Origin of the sequence: Pseudohoeflea suaedae (assembly GCF_004354915.1) — a bacterium.
Classification (GTDB): Bacteria; Pseudomonadota; Alphaproteobacteria; order Rhizobiales; family Rhizobiaceae; genus Pseudohoeflea; species Pseudohoeflea suaedae.
The window spans coordinates 1,077,759-1,100,508 of sequence record NZ_SMSI01000001.1 but is presented as its reverse complement, the minus strand read 5'-3'; the positions used below and the strand labels follow the sequence as shown (position 1 = coordinate 1,100,508).

Genomic DNA, 22,750 nt, shown 5'->3' with positions numbered 1-22,750 from the left:
TTTTTGATGGCGGCTGCCGGTTCCGAATTCTACCTTGAGGGCCTTGTCCTTCTGGGAGGCGCACTCGTTGCGGCTCCGATTTTCAAACGGATCGGCCTCGGCACCGTGCTGGGCTATCTGGCCGCGGGTATCGTCATCGGTCCGCTTCTTCGGCTGATCACCGACGGCGAGGAGATCCTGCATTTCGCCGAACTCGGCGTCGTGATGCTGCTCTTCCTCATCGGGCTCGAACTCAAGCCGAAGCGTCTGTGGAAGATGCGGCGCGATATTTTCGGGATGGGAAGCGCACAGGTCGTCATCACCGGCGGTGTTCTCTCGGTGCTCGCCTACTACGTCGCCGGCCAGAATTTCAGCGCCTCCGTCATCATCGGCATGGGCCTGGCGCTGTCATCGACCGCCTTCGCGCTGCAATTGCTCGGCGAAAGCGGCGACCTGAACACCGCCTACGGCCAAAAATCCTTCTCCATCCTCCTGCTTCAGGACATCGCCATCGTTCCGCTCCTGGCGCTCATTCCCATTCTCGCCCCGTTCAGCAGCGGTGAAGACAGCTCGGTGCTAACGAGCGCCCTGATCGCCGTCGGCGCCATCGCGGCGCTTCTGGTTGCCGGGCGGTACCTGCTCAATCCGCTGTTTTCGCTGATCGCCAGCACCGGTGCGCATGAAGCGATGATTGCGGCCGCGCTCTTCGTGGTCCTTGGCGCCGCGACCCTGATGGGCGTGGCAGGCATGTCGATGGCGCTCGGGGCATTTCTTGCCGGCGTCATGCTGGCCGAATCGAGGTACAGGCACGAGCTCGAGGCGGATATCGAACCCTTCCGCGGCATTCTGCTCGGACTATTCTTCATGGCCGTGGGCCTCTCGCTCGACCTGCGGGTGCTGGTCGACAATATCTGGCTCATTCTTCTTTGCGTGCCGCTGCTGATGCTGGTGAAGGCGATGGTGCTTTACGGGCTCACACGCCTGTTCGGCAGCTCGCATAATGATTCGATCCGCATTGCCGCCCTTCTGCCGCAGGGCGGCGAGTTCGGCTTCGTGCTGTTTTCGGCGGCGGTCGGCGCGCGGATCTTCGCGCAGGACACCGCCTCCATTCTCGTCGCCATCGTGACGCTCAGCATGGCGCTGACGCCGATCCTCTCCTCCCTGTCAAAGCGGCTGATGCGCGAGGCGCCCGACGAGGAGATGGAGGAAGATTTCGAAGGCGCCGGCGCAGACGTTCTCATCATCGGGTTTTCGCGCTTTGCCCAGATTGCCGCACAGGTGCTGATGGCCGGCGGAACCGACGTGACCATCATCGACCACTCCGCCGAGCGCATCCGGGCCGCGGGACGGTTCGGCTTCCGCATCTATTTCGGCGACGGCACCCGCAAGGATGTTCTTCTGGCAGCGGGCATCCAGCGTGCCAAGGTCGTCGCGGTGACCACCCAGAAGAAGGAAATCACCGACCGGGTGGTCGACCTGATCCAGAACGAATTCCCCGATACAAAGCTCTATGTCCGCGCCTATGATCGTGCCCACACACTCGCCCTGCGGGCCAAGGGTGTTACCTATGAGATCCGCGAAACGCTGGAATCCGGCCTCGTCTTCGGTCGCAAGACGCTGGAAGCGCTCGGATCATCCGAATCCTGGGCCATCGAGGTAGAGGACATGATCCGCAAGCTGGACGAGGAGCGGCTGGCGCTGCAGGCAGCCGAAGGCATCTATGCGGGAGCGGAGAAAGTTCTGACGCGTCCGGTGGTGCCGGAACCACTGATCAAGCCCAAGGACAAGAAGAACCGTCCCGACACCCCCGAGGGTGAAGGACCCTCGGCCAGGAAACACAAGAGCAAGGGCTCGCACGAAGAACTTTCGGGCCAGGCCTGACAGGAGCATGGACATGACGCCTTTTCATCTCGCCTTTCCGGTCCGCGACATAGAGGAGACGCAAAGCTTCTACCGCGACGTTCTCGGCTGCAGCATCGGCCGCAGTGCCGAAACATGGGTCGATTTCGATCTCTACGGCCATCAGATGTCGGCCCATCATCGCCCCGAGAGCGCGCAACCGCCGGCGTCCGGTCAGGTCGACGGCCATGCCGTACCGATCCCGCATTTCGGCGTGGTGTTGCAGATGGACGACTGGAAGGCGCTCCGGGACCGTCTGGCGGCGCGCGACGACATCGACTGGGTGATGAAGCCCAATCTGCGCTTCGAAGGGCAGCCGGGCGAACAGGCCACGCTCTTTATCCGGGACCCTTCCGGAAACGCGCTCGAATTCAAGGGGTTCGCGGATCTTTCGCAGGTATTTGCGAGCTAGAGCTTCTTCCGGAATGCGAAGGCGGCGTCGAGATCATGCTTGAGCTGTTCGCCAATGCCCTTCGAGGCTTCCAGGATTTCCTTGGCCTTGAGGAAGTCGAGCATCCGATACTGGTGAACTTCCGGGCGCAGGAAGATATCCGGCGGCGCGGCCTTGCGGCGCATCTCGATGATCGACTGCATCATCAGCTGGCTGGCCCCGAACATCAGATCGGTCGTGGTCAGCTTTTCGCCGGGCATGCCGCTCGGCAGGCCGACCACATCGATACCGACAATGATATCCGCAAGTCCCGCCAGGTGATCGAACGGCACCGGGTTGTAGATGCCGCCATCGACATAAATCCGTCCGTCGCGCTCGACCGGCCGGAAGACGGCGGGAATGGCCGCCGATGCCGCGATCGCATTGCGCAGATCACCCGTCTCGCAGATCTTCTCGCAGTGATCGAAATAGTCGGTGATCACGATCTTGGTCGGGATCGAGAGTTCCTCGAACGTGGCGGGGACCGCCTCGGGCAGGAACGCACCGACAATGCGCTCGGCGTTGAACTGGCCGAGCCGCCAGCCATTCTCGATCGCCTGCCGCATCGTCTCGGGACGTGCGCTCCATAGCCTGGTTAGCGCCGTCGTCGGCTTGCCGATGGTGTTGAGCGCATGGTCGCGGATTTCGGCGCCAGTCATACCGGCTGCCATTCCGGCCCCCATCATCGCGCCGATGGACGACCCGGCAATGGCGACCGGACGGATGCCGAGATCGTCGAGCGCTTCGATGACATGGATATGAGCCAGTCCGCGGGCACCGCCCCCGCCAAACGCTATGGCAACGGTCGGGTCCGAGCTTTGCGACGCGGCAAGCGACTTGCTCTCAAGTCCTTCGGCAAGGCTCATTCAAGGCTCCCGGAGCTCTCGTGGTTGTTTGTTCAAGAATAGCGGAAAAACCGCATCCGTGTCTCGCCAAATTGGCGCATCTCGAGAAGTTCGAAATCGGCGCCGGGTTCCGGCTCGGCCTCGATATTTTCCTCGAGGATAACGAGAGCGCCCGGAACGAGCCAGCCGCCATCCGCGGCAGAGCGCAGCGCGCGCTCGCCGAGCCCCTTGCCGTAAGGTGGATCCGCGAAGACGAAATCGAAGGGCGCAACAGTTCCCGCGGCTCCCAGATGGGTGGCGTCACGGCGGAATATCTTGGCCTTTCCCCTCAGCGAAAGCGCTTCGATATTGGTCTGGATCAGGCCCCGCCCCTCGACGCCCTGCTCGACGAAGAGCGCAAAGCGACATCCGCGCGACAATGCCTCCATGCCGACGGCACCGGTGCCGGCAAAAAGGTCGAGCATGCGTGTGCCGTCGAGCGCTTCGGGATAGCCGTGGCTCAGGATGTTGAAGAGACTTTCGCGGGTGCGGTCTGTCGTCGGGCGGATCGACTGGCTCTTCGGCGCGGCAAGATTCCGGCCGCGAAGATCACCTCCGACGATCCGCACCCGGGCCTCCCCTGCCCTTCGGACCCCGGGCCGGACCACTGGCCGGACCACGATCGGATCCCCTGTCGGGCCCACGGTCGGGTCCACGGCCGGAGCGATCCCCGGAGGACTTGCCTCCCGGCTTTCCACTGGGCTTGCCAGAGCCGCCGAAGCCCGGCTTGCCATTGGGCTTGCCATCGGCCCGGCCGGCAGGCCTGCCCTTGCCGAAACCGCCATCCTTGCGGGCCGGACGGCCTTCGCCCGAACGGCCGTCGTCGGATTTCGAGAACCGCGGCTTGTCGCCGGCGGGCTTGCCGCGGCCGACGGACTTTCCAGCGCTTGCGTCACGGTCGCGCCGTTCCGCACGCTCCGCGGCCGCTGCCTGTTTCTTCTCGCCGAGCGGGCGGGCGCCCGGAGCCATCCAGACATTGGCCGAACGGCTGCGTGGTGGAGCCGGGCGACGCTTTTCATCCTTACCGCCGGCCGGCTTGCCGCGTTCGCCGCCCCGGTCCCCGAACTTGCCGGGCTTGTCGCCGAATTTGCCCGGCTTGGTGTCGAGCCGGTCGCGGGCGCGTTCACGGCGCTCGGAAGCGGAGATCCATTCGCGTTCGGGCTTCCTGGGCTTTTCAGCCTCGCTTTCGGCCTTCTTCTGCTCCTGCTTGTGATCGATGATCGGCGCCTCGAAATTGAGGCCTGCTTCCTCGATCACCTTCTGGCCGAGCTGGTCACGCAAGGTCTTGCTGCGCACCTCGACCACATCGCCTTCAGGCAGGTCGCCGAGCTGGAAGGGACCGTAGGAGATACGGATCAGGCGATTGACCTCGAGACCGAGCGCGCCGAGCACGTTCTTGATCTCGCGGTTCTTGCCCTCGCGCAGTCCCATCGTGATCCAGACGTTTCGGCCCTGCTGACGGTCGAGCGTCGCTTCGATGGCACCGTAGAGAACGCCGTCGACGGCAATGCCGTCCTGCAGCTTGTCGAGCGCGGGCTGGTCGATCTCGCCATGGGCGCGCACGCGGTAGCGGCGCAGCCAGCCGGTGGAGGGCAGTTCGAGCTGACGGGCAAGCCCGCCATCATTCGTGAGAAGCAGCAGGCCCTCGGTATTGATGTCCAGACGACCGACGGTGACCACACGCGGCAATTCGGCGGGCATGCGTTCGAAGATCGTCGTCCGGCCTTCGGGATCGCGGTTGGTCGTCACGAGACCGGCCGGCTTGTGATAGATCCACAACCGCGTGCGCTCGATCGCCGCGATCAGCTTGTCGTCAACCTCGATCTTGTCGGAGGTAGAAACCACGATCGCAGGGGATTCGAGCAGCTTGCCGTTTACCTTCACGCGGCCGTCGGTGACCATGCGCTCGGCATCGCGGCGTGAGGCCACGCCGGCGCGCGCCAGGATCTTGGCGATACGGCCTGTTTCAACCGCATTGCCATCGGCGGCGGTGTCGGTCGTTTGCGGCCCTGCCTTCTTCCGTGCGGGGGAAGATGGCTGCTTGCCTTTGCGATCCGTATCCTCGCGCCGGGGGCGCTTGCCCCGGGCGGGCTTGTCTTCGTTGGTCATTTGGTGTTTGCCTGCGTTCAGGGGGTGTCTATCAGATCCCGGGCGGACGGTTAAGGGAATTCGAATTGCGTGTCGAGTAATTCCGGACATATGGACCTTGCGCTGGCGGAGGCCAGGGCGGCGGCCGAGCGTGGCGAAGTGCCCGTGGGCGCGGTCCTCGTCATCGACGGCGAGGCGGTCGCCCGGGCCGGCAACCGCACACGCGAGCTGTCCGACGTGACCGCTCATGCCGAGATCCTGGTGATCCGGCAGGCTGCCGAAACCCTTGGCGCCGAAAGGCTTTCAGAGGCGGATCTCTATGTGACGCTCGAGCCCTGCACCATGTGCGCAGGCGCCATATCGTTTGCCCGCATCAGGCGGCTCTATTACGGCGCCGAGGACCCGAAGGGCGGCGGTGTGGCTCATGGCGCGCGGTTTTATGCCCAACCGACATGTCACCATGCGCCGGAAGTATATTCCGGACTTGCAGAAACGGACGCTTCAGAGATCCTCAGGGGATTCTTCCGCGCCCGTCGCTAAATCACTCGAACGATGATCGGCTTACCAGGGAAGCGAGAACTTCGGCAGCTGGAAACCCTTCTTCTTGGTCGCAGCCGCGATGCGCTCCCGTTCCTTCTGCTTTTCCGGTTCGCCCAGCTCGCCGACGGCAGCGGTTTCGGCAGGCTTGCGGTAATCGAGCGGCGGATCGGAAAGGAAGCGGCGGCGGTCCGAATAGGCGCCCTTCTGGATCTTCAGATTTTCGCGCAGCGACCGGTTGGCACTCTCCTGGCGCATGACCGAGAGCGGAGACGGCGAACCGCTTGAAGCGGAGGGCTTTGCCGTTGCCCTTCCGGTCGACTTGTCGCGGCGTGCGAGAGGCGAGCGGTAGGCGAAATCGTTCCCGCTGGCATCAGCTTCGGCGACGAGGCGCTTGCGCGAGTCTTCCGGCGATTCCACCCAGTTCGGATTTTCTGCCGCCACGCTCTGCTGCGGCTGCGGCAGGTTTGCGGTTTCCGGCGGGCGCACCAGCGCGGGCCGCGGCTTGTAATCGATCGTGGGACCGCGGTCCGGCTTGATCGTCGCAATGTTGGAAATATCATCGACGAGCTGCTCGGTCGACGACTTGTCCGTGCCGTAGGTCGGGCCAAGGCAAGCTGAGAGACTTGCTGCTGCTGCTGCAAGTGCGGCCGCCTTCGCCGTGGCGCGGATCCCTTTACTTATACGCATTCGAAGTATCCCGTCCCTGAGAACTCGTCGGATTTTGCGCCTTCTGCCCCGACAATCTGTCCCTTTTGCGGCACCGTTGTACCGGATCGTCCAACGCGGTGCAATTGCACCGACATTTTATAGGCATGGGAAGGAGCGGCGAGGCGTTCCCGCCACTCCCGTCCGCAGGTTTTACGCGGCCGGCTTGATTCCCAGCTCACGCAGCGCTGCGGCATCACGCGCCGAAACGTCGGGGTAATCCGGATCCGAACCGACATCGTCGGTCAGGCGCCAGGAACGCTCGCACTTGCGACCGGTGGCTCTGGCCGGCACGACGGCGACATTGGCAACATCATCGAGCCGGAACGCATCGGAAGGGCCTTCGCCCTCCTCGACGACGATGCCCGAAGTGATGCAGACCTCCGCGAAATCGGTATCCTTGACGGCTGCAACCAGCTCCGGATCGTTGATGTAGACCACGGGGGCCGCCTCGAGCGACGAACCGATACGCTTCTCGCGACGTTCGACTTCAAGCGCCCCGGTGACGACATAACGCACATCGCGAACTTTTTGCCATTTGGCTTCCAGTTCCGGAGCCAGCCACTCGGCCGGGATGTCGGGGAACTGCTCCAGATGAACCGAGTCCGCCTCCGGATACCGCAGCAGCCAGGCCTCTTCCATCGTGAAGACCAGCATCGGTGCGAGCCAGGTCACGAGGCAATCGAACAGCTTGCGAATCACGTAGAGGGCAGACTTGCGGCGTGTCGAGGACGGCGCATCGCAGTAAAGCGCATCCTTGCGGATATCGAAGTAGAAGGCGGAGAGTTCGATATTGGCGAAGTCCGTGAGCGTACGGACGACCCGCTTGAAATCGAAATCGTCGTAGCCCTTGCGCACGACCTTGTCGAGCTCGGCCAGCCGGTGAAGCATCAGACGCTCGAGCTCGGGCATGTCGGCAAGCGCGACGTCCTCGCCGGTGTCATGGGCAAGGGTGCCGAGCATCCAGCGGAGCGTGTTGCGGATCTTGCGATAGCTGTCGACATTGGTCTGGATGATCGTCTTGCCGAGGCGCTGGTCTTCCCAATAATCGGTATTCATGACCCAGAGGCGCAGGATATCGGCACCGGACTGGGACATGATGTCCTGCGGGAAGACCTGGTTGCCGAGCGACTTCGACATCTTGCGGCCATCCTCGGCCATGGTGAAGCCGTGGGTTACCACCGCATCATAGGGCGCCCGGCCACGGGTGGCGCAGCTTTCGAGCAGCGAGGAGTGGAACCAGCCGCGGTGCTGGTCGGAGCCTTCGAGATAGACGTCGGCCGGCCATTTGAGGTCCGGGCGGTCTTCCAGGACGAAGGAGTGCGTGGAGCCCGAATCGAACCAGACGTCGAGAATATCGGTGACCTGCTTCCAGGGCTCGCCGGCACGCGAGCCGAGGAAACGCTCGCGCGCGCCGTCGGCAAACCAGGCGTCGGCGCCTTCGGCCTCGAAAGCCTCGATGATGCGGTCATTGACCGCCTCGTCGAGGAGAACCTTGCCGTCCTCGTCGGCGAAGACGCAGATCGGCACGCCCCAGGCGCGCTGACGCGAGAGCACCCAGTCGGGGCGGCTTTCGATCATCGCGCGCAGGCGGCGCTGACCGGCTGCGGGCACGAAGCGTGTTTCGTCGATCGCCTTGAGGGCGCGCGAACGCAGCGTGGTGTCGTCGCCGAGGTCCTTGTCCATATAGACGAACCATTGCGGCGTGTTGCGGAAGATGACCGGCTTCTTGGAGCGCCAGGAATGCGGATAGGTGTGCTTGAGGCGACCGCGGGCGAAGAGATTGTTCGCCGCGATCAGCGCCTTGATAACGGCGTCGTTGGCGTCGCCCTTCTTGCCCTTGTCATCGATGACGCGCGCCGCACCGCCCTCGCGGTCCGGACCGAAGCCGGGCGCGTCCTTGGTGTAGAAGCCGCCATCATCGACGGTGAAGGGAATAGCGAACGAGATGCCGCGCGATTCCAGATCGCGGGCATTGTCCATCCATGCCTCGAAGTCTTCCACGCCGTGCCCGGGCGCGGTGTGCACGAAGCCGGTACCGGCGTCGTCGGTTACGTGATCGCCGGCAAGAAGCGGGACGTCGAACTCGTAGCCGCCGCCGAAACCCTTCAGCGGGTGGGCGCAGGTGATGGCGCCGAGAACCTCGGCCGGTACATCCTGAAGACGATTGAACTGCAGCTTGGCCTTGACGAAGCTCTCCTCGGCGAGTGCATCGGCGAAGACCAGCTTTTCGCCGGCCTGCGGACCGAAATCGTTCTCGGCGGCGGTCACCTCATAGAGGCCGTAGGAAATGCGCGGCGAATAGGCGATCGCGCGGTTGCCGGGGATGGTCCACGGGGTGGTCGTCCAGATGACGACTGACGCATCGGCAAGCTGGTCAGAACCTGCCATGACCGGGAACTTCACCCAGATCGTGTCGCTCTCGTAGTCCTGATACTCGACTTCCGCTTCGGCAAGCGCGGTGCGCTCGACGACCGACCACATGATGGGCTTGGAGCCGCGATAGAGCTGGCCGGACCTGGCGATCTTGAGCAGTTCGCCGGCGATGCGGGCTTCCGCATGGAAGTTCATCGTCGTGTAGGGCTTTTCGAAATCGCCCTCGATGCCGAGGCGCTTGAATTCGCCGGTCTGCACATCGATCCAGTTCTGGGCGAACTCGCGGCATTCCTTGCGGAACTCGTTGATCGGCACTTCGTCCTTGTTCCTGCCCTTGGCGCGGTAGGCTTCCTCGATCTTCCACTCGATCGGCAAGCCGTGGCAGTCCCAGCCCGGAACATAGTTGGAATCATATCCGCGCATCTGGAAGGAGCGGGTGATGACGTCCTTGAGGATCTTGTTGAGTGCATGGCCGATGTGGATGTTGCCGTTGGCGTAGGGCGGGCCGTCGTGGAGCACGTATTTCGGCCGGCCGGCAGCCGAGGCGCGCAGCTTCTTGTAGAGATCCATCTGCTGCCAGCGCTCGACGAGTTCCGGCTCCTTCTTCGGAAGGCCGGCGCGCATGGGAAATTCGGTCTGCGGCAGGTAGAGCGTCTTGGAATAGTCGATCTTGTCGGTCGTATCGGTCATGACATCGGTCTTTCAGGCATCAGGCTCGGGCGAGCCGAAGCGCGTCTTTCGCGCGAAATCGAATTGCGGGTGATGAAAACGGCATAGGCCAAAAGCCCGGCCTCCCGCCCCTCTTTCTCAGAGAGCGCGGAAGACCGGGACCATAATTCGAATAGCGCTGCCCGGCACTTGAACCGGGCATGTCGAAAGGTCAGCGGTCCGCATGGCCGCGGTTCATAACGCGTTTGCACGCGTATGAAAAGCGGTTTGAAAGCGAAGACGCGCAGCCATGTTCCGAGGATTTCGGCACGGGTAGAACCCGGCGCCGCCGGCTCATACCCGCACGGCTCATCCACCGGCGGATCAAGCCGCAGTGGTTTCGGCTTCACCCTCGTTCGAGGTGAACCCGACGACGCGATTTCGTCCGCCGCTCTTGGCCACATAGAGGCAATGGTCGGCCTCTGCCACCCAGGCATCGAGCGGCCGGTCGGCGCGATCCATGACTGCGAACCCGCAGGAGAACGTGATACCGAAAACGGCCTCCCCGAAGCGGATGTCGCGGCTTGCGATGGCGCTGCGCAAATGCTCGAGGACGATGCGCGCGGCAGACGCGTCATGTCGCGGCAGGCAAAGACCGAACTCCTCGCCGCCAAGGCGACCGAAAATCGTATTGACCGGCGTCGCGGACCGGACATGCTCGCAAAACTGGATCAGCGCCTCGTCGCCGCCGCCATGGCCATGGGTGTCGTTTATGCGCTTGAAGTGATCGAGATCGATGATGGCAATGGCACCGCCGGTCGTCGCGGCGAGCGTGGCGGCTTCCTCCATGAAGCGCCGGCGGTTGAGAATTCCGGTGAGTGCGTCCGTGGAGGCAAGCCGGCGTTGATCCTCGCTCACATATTCGAGTTTCAACACGATAGTGATGAGAAAGGCGCCGAGGTTGAAGATGGTCAGCAGCATGCTGCTCGGGCCGAGCCAGTCGGATTCCGGCACCCCATCGACGATGCTGAGCGGATAGATGGCCGCGATGACACCCGTGGCGACGTTGAGAAGCCCGAAGAGGCTATAGAAGACAATGGCGATGCGGCTGGATGGCAGTTTGCGGCCACGCGTCGCGCGGACCATCACGGCGGCTGCGAAAAACAGGTTGGCGGCGGTCCCGAAATAGATGAACGGGACCCGGGCGGGGCTGGGGTAGCCGAGCCACCGTACGGCGAACAGGCAGACAAAGGTCACGAGCGAAACGGCAAAAGCCTCCCGCCAACGATAGGGAAGCCCGAAGAACTCCTTGAAACCGATCGCCAGCAGGCCCGCCATGCTGACATAGACGATACCCGCCAGATATTCGATTGCCTTGAGGCCAACGACGTCGGGCATGCTCATCATGGCGCCGCCGACCACGATCGACCACGCGGCAAGGCACCAGATCAGCAGCTCCTTGCGGCTACGATTGCTCAGCCATCCGACCGTCGTCGCCAGCGCGACAGCCAGATTGAGCGTAGCCGTATAGATGAAAACCGTGCTGAGTTCGAGCATTCGCCGCTTCTGCGCCAGTGGGAAGTCCGGTCATTAGACATCCGACAGGTTTCAGAAGAGTTGACTGCCGGAAAAGGCTTGAGACAGCGACTGTTTCCGGGGGGCCGGCGGACCTCAGAACGAGATCGTCTCATCCAGCTGCCCGAGCGGTCGAACGCCGGCCAAAACCGCCCTCGCCTCTGCGTCGTCGGCCTTCATCTGGACGACGAGCTCGTCCAGCCCATCGAATTTTTCCTCCGAACGGAGAAAGCCGAAAAGCGAGACGTCGCAGATCTCGCCATAGAGATCGGGCGCGGCATCGAAGACGTAGGTTTCCAGCAACAGAGGCGCGTCCGGCTCCTCGACGGTGGGGCGCCGGCCAAAGCTTGCGACACCATCGTGCAAGCTGCCGTCGGCGCGGCGCAGGCGCACGGCGTAAATCCCGGGTGCAAGGCCGGTTTCTTCCGGGACAGGCATGTTGGCGGTCGGATAGCCGAGCGTCCGGCCGAGTTTCTTGCCGTGAACGACTTCGCCCGAGATCGTGTAGCGATAGCCAAGCAGACCGGCTGCCTGTGACACGTCGCCCTTTACGAGCAGGGACCGGATACGGCTCGATGAGATGATCGCGCCGCCCTCATCCTCGAAATCGGCGGCAAGGCTGGTGTCGAACCCCAGTTTCGCGCCGGCAGCGGCAAGCATCGCCGCATCGCCGGCGCGGCCCTTGCCGAAGCGAAAGTCACCGCCGGTCACGACATGGATCGCACCGAGATCGCGCACCAGCACGTCGTTTATGAAGTCCCCGGCGGACATGGCGGCATAATCGCGGGTGAATTCCTGCTCGAAAATCGCGGTTACGCCACAGAGCCCCAGAAGACGGGCCTTCAGCTCTGCGGGCGTGATCCGGTAGACCGGTTCGTCCGGGCGGAAGGTGGTTCGCGGATGCGGCTCGAATGTCAGAAGGTGGAGGCTGGTGCCCCGCGCCCTGGCGATTTCAAGCGCCTCGGCGAGCACGGCCTGATGGCCGCGGTGGACTCCATCGAAATTGCCGATGGCAACGACACCGCCGCGGTATGTTTCGGCCAGCCCGGAAAGTTCCTGAATTCGCTCCGCCACGGTCGCCCCGTCCGTTCAAACCAGCCAGTCGGCCCAGAGGGTCGGCCAGGTGTTCTCGCGGTTGAAAAAGGCATTCAACCGGTCGGTGTCGACCGTCTTGCCCTCGTAATATTCGCCTGCATGGATTCCGCGAGCGATGAAGAGAACATCTATCCCGGCGCCGACCGCGCCGCTGACATCGGTCGCGATGCCATCCCCGATGGCCAGAACCCGGTTGTTCGGCGTGTTGCCGCGCAGCGTCTCGACCCGGCGAAGTGCTTCCGCATAGATGGGCGAATGGGGCTTGCCGGCGATGCGGGTTTCTCCGCCGAGTTTTTCGTAGGCCCGGGCGATCGCACCGGCGCAGTAAACCATCTTCTCGCCGCGCTCGACGACCTGATCGGGGTTGGCGCAGATAAAGGGCAGCTTGCGCTCGACCAGACGCGAAAGCAGCGCGGTATAATCGTCGGGTGTTTCCACCTCGTCGTCATAAGGGCTGGTGCAGAGGATCGCTTCCGCCTCGTTCTCGCCGACGAGTTCGACGCCGAGACCATCGAAATGGGCGTGGTCGCGCTCCGGGCCGATGAAGAACAGCTTCTTGGGGCCTTTCGAGACCAGCGTGCGGGTCACGTCCCCGGAGGTGACGATATCGTCCCAGGCAGCAGTCGACACACCAATGACATCAAATTGCTTGATGACACCCTCGCCCGGTCTCGGCGAGTTGGTGATCAGCACCACGGTCTTGCCGGCCGCACGCCAGGCTTCCAGCGCCTGGACAGCGAAAGGAAAAGGATTGATGCCGTTATGGACGACGCCCCAGACATCACAGAGCACCACGTCGTAATTCGCGGCAACTTCATCCAGTCGATCGATCTTGGTGGCGGTCTGTACGGGCATGGAATTCCTCTCAGGCTTCATCGCCATGTCGCCCAGCTTGCGCGGGAAAACAAGCCCTTCCGCAAAAAACCGATCCGCCATCCGATGCAGCCGACAAAAATTGCGGGACAAATCCTTGACTCATTTTCAAGCCATGCCTATCTCGGCTGCTGTTAGCACTCCCGGAGAGTGAGTGCTAATTCAGTTTCAGGGTTGAAACGCCCTTCCATGTCATTCGATCAAGGGAAAAGACAATGACAATCAACTTCCGTCCGCTGCATGACCGTGTGGTCGTCCGCCGCGTCGAATCCGAAGCCAAGACTGCCGGCGGCATCATCATTCCGGATACCGCCAAGGAAAAGCCGCAGGAAGGCGAAGTCGTCGCCGTCGGCACCGGCGCCCGCGATGAAAACGGCAAGATCGTCGCGCTCGACGTCAAGGCCGGTGACCGCGTGCTGTTTGGTAAGTGGTCCGGCACCGAAGTCAAGCTCAATGGTGAGGATCTCCTGATCATGAAGGAATCCGACATCATGGGCATCGTCGGCTGATCAGCTCCATCGCATTCAACAGATATTTTAAGGGCTCCTAGCCCGGGAGAAACGATACATGTCTGCCAAAGAAGTCAAATTCGGCCGCTCCGCGCGCGAAAAGATGCTGCACGGCGTCGATGTCCTCGCCGACGCAGTGAAAGTCACCCTCGGCCCAAAGGGTCGTAACGTCGTCATCGACAAGTCCTTCGGCGCTCCGCGCATCACCAAGGACGGAGTTTCGGTCGCCAAGGAAATCGAACTCGAAGACAAGTTCGAGAACATGGGCGCACAGATGGTGCGCGAAGTTGCCTCGAAGACCAACGACATCGCCGGTGACGGCACCACCACCGCGACCGTCCTGGCCCAGGCCATCGTTCGCGAAGGCAACAAGGCCGTTGCCGCCGGCATGAACCCGATGGATCTGAAGCGCGGTATCGACGCCGCCGTTCAGGACGTCGTCAAGGATCTTGCCGCCAAGGCGAAGAAGATCAACACGTCGGCAGAAGTCGCACAGGTCGGCACCATCTCGGCCAATGGCGACAAGCAGGTCGGCCTCGACATTGCCGAAGCCATGCAGAAGGTCGGCAACGAGGGTGTCATCACCGTCGAGGAAGCCAAGACCGCCGAAACCGAACTGGAAGTCGTCGAAGGCATGCAGTTCGACCGCGGCTACCTGTCGCCGTACTTCGTCACCAACCCGGAAAAGATGGTTGCCGAGCTGGACGACTGCTACATCCTTCTCCACGAGAAGAAGCTGTCGAACCTTCAGGCCATGCTGCCGGTGCTGGAATCGGTCGTCCAGTCGTCCAAGCCGCTCCTCATCATCGCTGAAGACGTCGAAGGCGAAGCTCTTGCCACGCTCGTCGTCAACAAGCTGCGTGGCGGCCTGAAGATTGCTGCCGTCAAGGCTCCGGGCTTCGGCGACCGCCGCAAGGCCATGCTCGAAGACATCGCCATCCTCACCGGTGGCCAGGTGATCTCGGAAGACGTCGGCATCAAGCTCGAAAACGTCACCCTCGACATGCTGGGTCAGGCCAAGAAGGTCTCGATCACCAAGGAAAACACCACCATCGTCGACGGTGCCGGCAACAAGGCCGAAATCGAAGGCCGCATTGCACAGATCAAGGCGCAGATCGAGGAAACCTCCTCCGACTACGACCGCGAGAAGCTGCAGGAACGCCTTGCCAAGCTCGCAGGCGGCGTTGCCGTCATCCGCGTCGGTGGTGCCACCGAAGTGGAAGTGAAGGAAAAGAAGGACCGCATCGACGATGCCCTGAACGCGACCCGCGCGGCCGTCCAGGAAGGCATCGTTGCCGGTGGTGGCGTGGCTCTGCTGCGTTCGTCGACCAAGATCACCGCAAAGGGTGAAAACGACGACCAGGACGCCGGCATCAACATCATCCGCCGTGCCCTTCAGGCTCTCGTTCGCCAGATCGCGACCAACGCAGGTGACGAAGCTTCGATCGTCGTGGGCAAGATCCTCGACAAGAACGAAGACACCTTCGGCTACAACGCCCAGACCGGCGAATATGGCGACATGATCGCCATGGGTATCGTCGACCCGGTCAAGGTCGTGCGCACCGCCCTGCAGAACGCTGCATCGGTCGCCGGCCTGCTGATCACCACCGAAGCCATGATCGCCGAACTTCCGAAGAAGGATGGCGGCGCTCCGGCAATGCCGGGCGGCATGGGCGGTATGGGCGGCATGGACTTCTAAGAAGTTCACCCCACCATCCCATCGAAAGGGCGGCCCTCGGGTCGCCCTTTTTTATTGGGTTCGCCGCCTTATATGGCCTTGTCGAGGCACTGCCCGTGCAAGCGGAGCCTGAACCCGCCGGCACTACAAGAAATCACATTCCCGAGATTGAACTTTCAGGAATGGACAATCCTCGCGAAAGTTGTAAAGATTAATACTTAGGGGCGGATAACCATTAAATTGGAGGGGCAATATCGAGATTCAGTCGATTTCGATCAATTTGTATTTCGATTACAGGTTGAAATACGCTCGCCCTGGATGAACGCTATCGGCGCATACATCCCAGCCTGGCGAAGACCATCGGCTTTCGATTGAACGAGCGACATTGCGGGCGAACACCATGGGCTTTTTCAAGCTTATCAAGCATGGCGACCAGGAGCAGGCAAACGCCGTGGCGCAATCCCTGGCGCCTCAGGCCCGTGAGGCATTCGCGCATTTCCTGATGTCGGAAACGTGGTCGCTGCAACTGGGCACCGGAATCTTCGAACTGGGACCTATCGCGCGCGCGCGCCATTCCATCCGCAGCGAGGAGCGCTGCGGCCTTCTCACATTGCTGCGCTGCTATCCGGCAGTGGACCGGCCCAGGGTGATGGAACTGTTCGAGGCAGCCTCGAGCGAACCGGCTGCATTCTGCTTCGCCACCGTCACCCTTCATCCCGATCAGGGTGAGCAGCCTTTTACGTGTATTGGGGAGACGGCTCATTTCTGCAATGACGGGAACGGCGTGATCTCCGGCATCTTCGTTTTCCCGCGGGTCTCGGGTCCGGCCTGCAAGACCCAACACTGACTGCCAATGGGTAAGCGTTTTGTGAACAATGCGTCCAGCATTGTTCGGCTATCGAAAACAGCCATATCGCCTTAGATACTCTCCGACACTAACTGGAGAGTTCAAATGTCCAATTCCCTTCATATCCTGCTCGGTCGTATCCTGATGAGCATCATGTTCATCATGTCCGGCTGGGGCAAGCTGATGTCACCCGCAGGGACCGCAGGCTATTTCGAAAGCGTCGGCCTGCCGCTTCCGCAGGTCACCGTCTGGGTCGTCATCGCGGTCGAGCTGCTCGGCGGCCTCGCCATCCTCGCAGGCTTCAAGACCCGCTACGTCGCCTACCTGCTGGCAGCCTTCACCCTCGCCGCTGCCTTCATCGGGCACTACAATCCGGCCGACCAGATGCAGATGATCATGTTCATGAAGAACCTGGCGATCACGGGCGGCTTCCTGGTTCTCGCTTCGGTGGGTGCCGGCAAGTTCTCGATCGACCGCCGCTAAGTCTCGATCCTCCCAAGACCAAGACGAGAGAACCGCGCCATCACCGGCGCGGTTTTTTTCTTGCCCAGTCAGACGATCGGTCAGGCCGCGGGCAGCACGGCACGAACCTTTGCGACGATCTCGGCGACAACCGGATTGCGGTCATGCTCGGGCTTGCGGGCGCGCACGAGGCAGGCCTCGGATTCCAGCATGACGCCGTCGGAGAGGATCCGCAGATGATTGGCGCGCAATGTCGAACCGGTCGAGGTGATATCGACGATGATGTCGGCGGCACCGGACGCCGGTGCACCTTCGGTGGCTCCGAGGCTCTCGACGATCCGATAGAGCTGAATGCCGTGGCCCTTCGAGAAGAAGGTGCGGGTCAGCCGGTGATACTTGGTGGCGATCGCCAGACGGCGGCCATGGCGCGCGCGGAAATCCGCCGCCACATCGCCGAGATCGGCCATGGTCGTGACATCGAGCCAGATTTCCGGCACCGCGACCACGACGGAGGCATGGCCGAAGCCGAGCCGGGCCTCGAAAGCCGTCGCGCGATCGGCGTCCGGCAGGCTTTCGCGGACCAGGTCCTCGCCCGTAACCCCGAAATCGACCGCACCCGCGCCAAGCTCCCGCGCTATCTCGGAAGCGGACAGGAACGCGATCTCGATATCGTCACGGCCTTCGACGCGGCCACGATAGGAGCGGTCATTGCCTGTCTGGACAATGGAAAAGCCAGCGCGCGAGAAGACGGCCATTGCGTCGTCCTTCATGCGGCCTTTCGACGGCAGGGCGATGGTGATGGTCATCGGCCCGTCTCCTTCGCATTGCGCGCGGTCTCGATGCGGTCGATCCAGAGCGAAAAGCCGACGGCCGGAATCTCTTCGGTCGCGCCAAGCAGCGTCATCATGCGGTCGTAGCGGCCGCCACCGGCGAGAACGGCGCCGTCTGCGCCGATCTCGAATACGAGGCCGGTATAGTAGTCGAGCGGGCGTCCGAAGGCTGCGCGCCAGCGCATCGTCGACAGATCAGCGCCCGACGCCCCGATCCTCTCCACGCGGGCTGCGAAGAGTTCGAGTGCCGCTCCGGTCGCGAGGCCCGCGTCCCTTGCGAAGCCGTCAAGCGTGGCGACGGCTTCCGAGAGCGGCGCGTCGAGCGACAGAAAGGTCTTGAGCGCCGCGAATGCCTTATCGGAAAGCCGGGTCTTTTCCAGTTCGGTCTTTTCGACCAGACGGCTGGCAATTTCCTCGGGCGAGCGGCTGGCGTGGCTCGAATAGCCGGTTTCTTCCATCACGGTTGCGATATGATCGGCAAGTGCTGCGATATTGCCCGCGGCGATGAGCTCGCCGAGCTCGCTTTCCTCGACGGTCGACGACTGTGCCGACGCCAGGCTCTCGATCATGCGTGCCAAGGCCGCGTCATCGCCGAAAGCATGGATAAGGCGCTTCTGCCACCCGGCCGGGAGGCCGAGACCGGCGACAACGGCTTCGAAGAGCGCCTGGTCGCCGATCGTGATCGACAGATCGGTTCCAGGCAGAAGCTGGCCGAGAAGACCGGCGGCATCGGCGATGGCGCGCGCATCGGCCGCTGCGGTGTCCGTCTCACCCAGATCCTCGATACCGGCCTGGAAGAATTCGTTGCCGCCTTCGCGGCGCTGGCGGAACACCTGGCCGAGATAGGCATAGCGGCGCGGGGTGCCGACCTGACCCGCGATATGACCGAGGCAGACGGGAATGGTGAATTCCGGCCGCAGGCACAGGCTGTCGCCGTTCTCGTTCTCCGTGAGGTAGATGCGGCGCCGCAGATCCTCGCCCGCCATGTCGAGAAACGGCTCGGCCGGCTGAATGACGGGAATCTCGGCCCGATTGGTGCCGCGCGCCGCCATGGCGGCGACGAGCTCGTCGGCGAAGTCGGGCAGCTGCACGGCGGTCACCGGTTTCAGGCCCCCGTGCCCAGCAGGCCGTGCCGCGCCAGGACCGCGCGAACCGCGGTGACGACGTCGGCTTCGTTGACCAGTTCCTCGCCGGCCTTGGCTTCGCGCCATTCTGCGTTGTCGGTAATCGTTTCGGCAATCTTCTTGCCCTCGATCAGGTCCTTGACGATCAGCTGTCCGGCCTCCTTCTCGTTGCCCCCCTGAATGACGGCGACGGGCGAGCCGCGACGGTCCGCATAGCGCAGCTGCTTGGCGAAATCCTTCGGGTTGCCCTGGAAAAGCTCGACCGGAATGGTCGGGCCCATCGGCTGGCCGTCGGGACCGAGCGGGTTGAGCGCCCCGCGCAGCTTCTGCGCGATCTGGGCATAATCGCCGATGCGGTCGCGGTCCATGATGGTGACGAGCACGGGGCCGGACGTCGCTTCGGTGTCGAGCTTGCCGAGATTCTTGAGCGCGGTCATCAGCCGCGAGACACCGATGGAAAAGCCGGTCGCGGGCACCGGCTGGCCCATGAAGCGGGAGACGAGCCCGTCATAGCGCCCACCACCGCCGACAGAACCGAACTGGACCGTCTGGCCCTTCTCGTTGGTCACGTCGAACAGCAGTTCCGCCTCGAAGACCGGGCCGGTGTAATATTCGAGACCTCGGACCACGGAGGGATCGATCTTGACGCGATCGGGGCCATAGCCCGACGTTTCCGCCATCGCCGAAATGGACCTGAGTTCGGCGATGCCTTCCACGGCAGACTTGCTGTCGGCGAAACGTTCCTCGATTGAGGCGAGTGTTTCTGCGACCGAAGTCGCGGCATTGTCCTCGAGGAAGCCCACGACGCGCGTGATCGCGGCGTCTTCCAGCCCCGCACCCGGTGTAAAATCGCCCTCGCCTTCCTTGCCCCCGTCCCAGCGGCCTTCGCCGAGGAGAAGCTTCACACCTTTAATGCCGAACTTGTCGAGCTTGTCGATGGCGCGCAGCACGGTCAGGCGGCGGCCGGCATTCTCGTCGCCGGCGAGGCCGATGGCTTCCATCACGCCATCGAGCACCTTGCGGTTGTTGACGCGGATCACGTAGTCGCCACGTGGAATTCCGAGCGCTTCCATCGTGTCGGCCATCATCATGCACATCTCGGCGTCCGCCGTGACACCCGGCGCGCCGGCGATGTCGGCGTCGAACTGCATGAACTGGCGGAAGCGGCCCGGTCCCGGCTTTTCGTTGCGGAACACCCAGCCCGCGCGATAGGTGCGGTAGGGCAGCTGGATATCGTTGAAGTTCTCGGCGATATGGCGGGCGAGCGGCGCGGTCAGGTCGTAGCGCAGCGACAGCCACTGTTCGTCGTCGTCCTGAAACGAGAAGACACCCTCGTTCGGACGGTCCTGGTCGGGCAGGAACTTGCCCAGCGCATCGGTGTATTCGACGAAGGGCGTTTCGATGGGCTCGAAGCCGAAGCGCTCATAGACCCGCTTGATCTTGGCCATCATTTCTTCGGTCGCACGGATATCGCCCGGCGAGCGGTCCGGGAAGCCGCGCGCAAGGCGGGCCTTCAGCTTCTGCGGCTTTTTCTTCTTCTCGCTCATGAAACCTACCCGTTCTGACCAGTTGGCATTGCGCGGGTCGTCTTAGGAGATCATCGGCAAACGGGCAAGTCCGCGCGTGGATCGGACGCCGCGACCGATAGCGAGAATTCGGCCAGCTTCTGCGCCGCGCGTCCCAGATTACGGTCGCGATGCCGCAACAGGCGGAAGGTCCGCGAGGGCAGCGCGATGTCCACACGCACCAGATTTCCGGTCGTCAGATGCGGTGCGGCGACATGGCCGGAGACGGCCGTCGCACAGAGACCGGAACGTGCGGCCGAAAGCACCGCCTCGTTCGAGGGCAATTCAAGGGCGATTTCCAAGCGCTCAGGATCGACGCCCTTCCGGGCGAGCGCGTGCTCGAACTCGGACCGGGTGCCGGAACCCGGCTCGCGCAGCACCCAAGCCGTTTTGCCGACCAGGTCGTCGGCGGAGATATCATGTCTTCCCGCAAAGGCGTGATCGGGACCGACGACGATCATCAACTCGTCGTCAACAAGCGAATCGATCCGTAGCGCGGGATCTGCAATCTCGCCCTCGACAAACCCCATCTCGGCCGCGCCTTCGGCAACGGCCTCGGCCACAGTCGCGGTATTGCCGATCGTCAGCGACAACCGGATGCCGGGATATTCCGCGTGAAAGCGCATGAGAACCGGCGGCAGCCAGTAGCTCGCAACGGTCTGGCTGGCGAAGACGGATATCTCGCCGCGCTGCAGGCCGCCCAATTCGCCCAGCAGGCGTTCGGCGGCACGGGCGCGTGCAAGCATGGGCCGGACTTCCTCGAGGAAAATGCGGCCGGCAGCGGTGAGCGATATGCCGCGGCCGATGCGGTCGAACAGGGGAACGCCATAGGCCTCCTCGAGACGGCGCACCGCCGCACTCACCGCGGAGGGGGTGAGCGCCAGCGCGTCGGCAGCCTGAGTCAGATGCTGCCGCTCCGCCACCTCGGCGAAGATCGCCAGCTGCTCCAGGGTCATTTTCATTCGCATAATACGAACGATATGCGAAATATCATTCGATGGAAATCCACAATCGCACATGGGACAGACCGTAGAACAATTTTCTACGGAGACACCCATGACTGCCGTCACCCCGCCGCCCGGTTCCGCCGCTCCATCTCCTGTCCAGTCGCTCCTGCGGCGCGGTAGCACCATCGCTCCCGGGCTTTTCCTCGCAATCGTGGTTTCGCTTGCAGCCTTTGGTGCCGAGATCCTCGAAACGCGGGTATTGGGGGACCGCTATCTCGAGAATCTCGTTCTGGCGATCCTGATCGGCGCCCTCATCCGCTCGGCCGGCCGGCTCCCGCGTGCGTTCGAGCCCGGCATTCATTTCGCCGCGCATTCCGTACTCGAAGCGGCCATCGTCCTCCTGGGCGCAACCATCAGCCTGCAGGCGCTGGAAGCCGCTGGCGGCGCGCTGATTTTCGGCATCGTTGCCGCGATCATTCTGACGCTCCTGATCAGCTACGGGCTCGGGCTGGCTCTCGGACTGCACAGCAAGCTCGCGCTACTGGTTGCTTGCGGCAATTCCATCTGCGGAAACTCCGCAATCGCCGCAGCCGCTCCCGTCATCAATGCGGATGCCGACGATGTCGCCGCGTCGATCGCCTTCACCGCCGTCCTCGGCGTGGTCGTGGTGCTTGCACTTCCTCTGCTCAGTCTGGTCGTCGAGCTCGACGCGGTATCCTTCGGGGTTCTGTCCGGCATGACCGTCTATGCGGTACCGCAGGTTCTGGCAGCGACCCAGAGCGGCGGCACGCTTGCCGTCCAGACGGGCACGATCGTCAAGTTGATCCGGGTGATGATGCTCGGGCCGGTCATCTTCCTGCTGGGGCTCATCGGCCCACAGCGTGAAGGCCGCGAGACGACCGAACGCTTCAGACTGCACACGATGGTACCGTGGTTCATTATCGGCTTCGCAGCCATGATGGGTCTGCGCCTTTCCGGCGTTGTCAGCGACGAGGCGTCAGTTCAGTTCGGCAGCATTTCCAACGTGCTGACGGTCCTCGCCATGGCTGGGCTCGGCCTCGGCGTCGACGTGCGGGAACTGGCTCATTCGGGGGGACGCGTGATCCTCACAGCCACGCTTTCGATCGTGGTGCTGGCGCTTCTCGCCTTCGCGCTCATCGGCCTTCTGGGCCTGGCTTGAGCGGGAATCAAAAAGGGCGGCAGAAGCCGCCCTTTCCGGGAATTCAGATGTCGCGCGGGATCACCAGTAAGGTGAGCGGCACTGACGACGCGGGCCGTTATACGGCTGGAACGAGTTATCATACTCGCGATAGCTGCGGTAACGGTCGTAGCACCAGCGGACGTGGCGCGGGCCGACGCGACCCGAGCGTACGCGGTTCTGATTGGCGACCGCTCCGCCGATGATAGCGCCGATGGCAAAGGCTGCCGGCGGGAACCAGTAACCATTGTGATAGCGGTAACCGTGGTGGTGACGGCGATAGCCGCGATGACCGTTATAGTAACCGCGTCCGTTGTTGACCCAGAAACCGCGCCGGTGACGGACGTTGACGACAGGTGCGTCGCTTTGCTGGGTAACTGCCGGCTGCTGAGGCAGACGTGGCATTGCCGAAGCAGGCGAGAACGAGGTGACTGCGATCGCAGCACCGGCCATGAGTGTAATGAGTGGTTTGAACATTTTGTGCTTCCTCCTGGACTT

The 22,750-nt window shown here is 62.9% G+C and carries 20 protein-coding genes and 1 pseudogene; 8 read left to right on the top strand and 13 right to left on the bottom strand.

The annotated features are described in order from the left end of the window. The first annotated feature begins 6 nt into the window (after positions 1-6). On the top strand, positions 7-1,860 hold the full coding sequence (locus E2A64_RS05110; RefSeq protein ID WP_133283323.1) for a monovalent cation:proton antiporter-2 (CPA2) family protein: 1,854 nt from the start codon (positions 7-9) through the stop codon (positions 1,858-1,860). 13 nt (positions 1,861-1,873) lie between these two features. Continuing rightward, positions 1,874-2,290, top strand: coding sequence for a VOC family protein (locus E2A64_RS05105; protein WP_133283322.1), 417 nt, complete (start codon positions 1,874-1,876; stop codon positions 2,288-2,290). Here the strand turns inward: E2A64_RS05105 and E2A64_RS05100 are convergent. The 3 genes and pseudogenes from E2A64_RS05100 to E2A64_RS05090 all read right to left on the bottom strand — a co-directional run. Continuing rightward, on the bottom strand, positions 2,287-3,174 hold the full coding sequence (locus E2A64_RS05100; RefSeq protein ID WP_133283321.1) for a patatin-like phospholipase family protein: 888 nt from the start codon (positions 3,172-3,174) through the stop codon (positions 2,287-2,289). The two genes, E2A64_RS05105 and E2A64_RS05100, sit on opposite strands and share 4 nt — an antisense overlap. 32 nt (positions 3,175-3,206) lie before the next feature. Then, positions 3,207-3,761, bottom strand: coding sequence for a 16S rRNA (guanine(966)-N(2))-methyltransferase RsmD (gene rsmD, locus E2A64_RS05095; RefSeq protein WP_133283320.1), 555 nt, complete (start codon positions 3,759-3,761; stop codon positions 3,207-3,209). Between the two features lie 339 nt (positions 3,762-4,100). Beyond that, a pseudogene (locus tag E2A64_RS05090) lies at positions 4,101-5,301 on the bottom strand (pseudouridine synthase); the annotation flags it as partial. A 90-nt stretch (positions 5,302-5,391) separates the two neighbouring features. On the opposite strand from E2A64_RS05090, the gene E2A64_RS05085 reads away from it, so the two are divergent. After that, positions 5,392-5,820, top strand: a complete 429-nt coding sequence (locus E2A64_RS05085; protein WP_133284266.1) for a nucleoside deaminase — start codon at positions 5,392-5,394, stop codon at positions 5,818-5,820. Positions 5,821-5,841: 21 nt separating this feature from the next. On the opposite strand, the gene E2A64_RS05080 is transcribed toward E2A64_RS05085, so the two are convergent. The 5 genes from E2A64_RS05080 to E2A64_RS05060 form a co-directional block, all read right to left on the bottom strand. Further along, complete coding sequence (locus E2A64_RS05080) at positions 5,842-6,507, bottom strand: hypothetical protein (RefSeq protein WP_133283318.1); 666 nt, start codon at positions 6,505-6,507, stop codon at positions 5,842-5,844. Positions 6,508-6,678: 171 nt separating this feature from the next. Beyond that, entirely contained in the window at positions 6,679-9,591 is a 2,913-nt protein-coding gene (gene ileS, locus E2A64_RS05075; RefSeq protein WP_133283317.1) for an isoleucine--tRNA ligase, read from the bottom strand. A 342-nt stretch (positions 9,592-9,933) separates the two neighbouring features. After that, a complete protein-coding gene (locus E2A64_RS05070) occupies positions 9,934-11,106 on the bottom strand; it encodes a GGDEF domain-containing protein (protein ID WP_133283316.1) in 1,173 nt (390 codons plus the stop codon). Between the two features lie 114 nt (positions 11,107-11,220). Further along, the gene (locus tag E2A64_RS05065) at positions 11,221-12,198 is read right to left on the bottom strand and encodes a bifunctional riboflavin kinase/FAD synthetase (RefSeq protein WP_133283315.1); all 978 of its coding nucleotides are present in this window, start codon (positions 12,196-12,198) and stop codon (positions 11,221-11,223) included. Positions 12,199-12,213: 15 nt separating this feature from the next. Then, a complete protein-coding gene (locus E2A64_RS05060) occupies positions 12,214-13,074 on the bottom strand; it encodes a TIGR01459 family HAD-type hydrolase (RefSeq protein ID WP_133284265.1) in 861 nt (286 codons plus the stop codon). Positions 13,075-13,307: 233 nt separating this feature from the next. Between E2A64_RS05060 and groES the strand changes: the two genes are divergently transcribed. The 4 genes from groES to E2A64_RS05040 all read left to right on the top strand — a co-directional run bounded on the left by groES (position 13,308) and on the right by E2A64_RS05040 (position 16,609). Continuing rightward, positions 13,308-13,601, top strand: coding sequence for a co-chaperone GroES (groES, locus tag E2A64_RS05055; protein ID WP_133283314.1), 294 nt, complete (start codon positions 13,308-13,310; stop codon positions 13,599-13,601). Between the two features lie 58 nt (positions 13,602-13,659). Beyond that, on the top strand, positions 13,660-15,300 hold the full coding sequence (gene groL / locus E2A64_RS05050; protein ID WP_133283313.1) for a chaperonin GroEL: 1,641 nt from the start codon (positions 13,660-13,662) through the stop codon (positions 15,298-15,300). Positions 15,301-15,679: 379 nt separating this feature from the next. Then, complete coding sequence (locus E2A64_RS05045; protein ID WP_133283312.1) at positions 15,680-16,126, top strand: hypothetical protein; 447 nt, start codon at positions 15,680-15,682, stop codon at positions 16,124-16,126. A 105-nt stretch (positions 16,127-16,231) separates the two neighbouring features. Further along, positions 16,232-16,609, top strand: coding sequence for a DoxX family protein (locus E2A64_RS05040; RefSeq protein WP_133283311.1), 378 nt, complete (start codon positions 16,232-16,234; stop codon positions 16,607-16,609). Between the two features lie 80 nt (positions 16,610-16,689). Here the strand turns inward: E2A64_RS05040 and hisG are convergent, their stop codons facing one another. Genes hisG through E2A64_RS05020 form a run of 4 tightly spaced genes read right to left on the bottom strand, consistent with a single transcriptional unit; the run spans position 16,690 to position 21,063 of the window. Then, positions 16,690-17,394: an ATP phosphoribosyltransferase gene (gene hisG, locus E2A64_RS05035; protein WP_133283310.1), complete on the bottom strand. Its 705-nt coding sequence runs from the start codon at positions 17,392-17,394 to the stop codon at positions 16,690-16,692. After that, positions 17,391-18,518: an ATP phosphoribosyltransferase regulatory subunit gene (locus E2A64_RS05030; RefSeq protein ID WP_133283309.1), complete on the bottom strand. Its 1,128-nt coding sequence runs from the start codon at positions 18,516-18,518 to the stop codon at positions 17,391-17,393. Before E2A64_RS05030 ends, hisG begins: the two co-directional genes overlap by 4 nt. Before the next feature lie 5 nt (positions 18,519-18,523). Further along, positions 18,524-20,089, bottom strand: coding sequence for a histidine--tRNA ligase (hisS, locus tag E2A64_RS05025; protein ID WP_133283308.1), 1,566 nt, complete (start codon positions 20,087-20,089; stop codon positions 18,524-18,526). A gap of 50 nt (positions 20,090-20,139) precedes the next feature. Then, positions 20,140-21,063: a LysR family transcriptional regulator gene (locus E2A64_RS05020; protein ID WP_133284264.1), complete on the bottom strand. Its 924-nt coding sequence runs from the start codon at positions 21,061-21,063 to the stop codon at positions 20,140-20,142. A gap of 100 nt (positions 21,064-21,163) precedes the next feature. On the opposite strand from E2A64_RS05020, the gene E2A64_RS05015 reads away from it, so the two are divergent. Beyond that, positions 21,164-22,234 (top strand): YeiH family protein, encoded by a 1,071-nt coding sequence (locus tag E2A64_RS05015; protein WP_133283307.1) that lies wholly within the window; start codon positions 21,164-21,166, stop codon positions 22,232-22,234. Positions 22,235-22,294: 60 nt separating this feature from the next. Here E2A64_RS05015 and E2A64_RS05010 read toward each other — a convergent pair whose 3' ends face one another. Then, positions 22,295-22,729 carry a BA14K family protein gene (locus E2A64_RS05010; RefSeq protein ID WP_133283306.1) on the bottom strand — a complete coding sequence of 145 codons (435 nt, stop codon included), beginning with the start codon at positions 22,727-22,729 and terminating at the stop codon, positions 22,295-22,297. Between the last annotated feature and the right edge of the window lie 21 nt (positions 22,730-22,750).